This is a genomic window from Streptomyces sp. AC627_RSS907, assembly GCF_019049165.1.
In genome coordinates, this window is record NZ_JAGMUE010001482.1 from 1 (window position 1) to 559 (window position 559).

The 559-nt window shown below is 76.2% G+C and carries 1 protein-coding gene; it reads right to left on the minus strand.

Annotated features, from left to right (window positions below):
• On the minus strand, window positions 1–391 hold a 391-nt coding region (locus KUM32_RS42565), incomplete at its 3' end, for an MqnA/MqnD/SBP family protein (protein ID WP_308408859.1).
• Window positions 392–559: the final 168 nt, after the last annotated feature.

Genomic DNA, 559 nt, shown 5'->3' on the forward strand with positions numbered 1-559 from the left:
GCAGGTACGCCGTCGACCGCTCGCTGGGCACCGCGACCGTGCGGCCCGCCAGGTCGGCGGCGTCCGCCGGGCCCGAGGTGAGCACCAGCGGCCCGCAGCCGCAGCCGAGCGCCCCGCCGCAGGGCAGCAGCGCGTACTCGTCGAGGACCCAGGGCAGCACCGCGTACGACACCTTCAGCACGTCCAACTCGCCGCGCTCGGCCATGCCGTTGGTGACGTCGATGTCGGCGAAGGTCACGTCGAGCGCGGGCGCCCCCGGGACGCGGCCGTGGGCCCAGGCGTCGAAGACGAACGTGTCGTTGGGACACGGCGAATAGGCGATGCGCAGCGGGCGGTCGTCGCTCCCGCCGGCGCCGGGTGCCGGGTCGGAGAGTTCGGCGCTTTCGGTCATCACGGGGTCCTCCTCGCACGGGGGTGGTCTTGCGGTGGCTCCTTCGGCGGGGGAGCGGGGCGCCTGCGCGGGGCCCGGGGCTGGCCTGGGTCCTAGGTCGGCCCGTCGCCCGCCGCCGCGTCGGAGGCCGCCTCGTGCAGCGCTGACGAGCCCCGCGCTGTTCCTGCC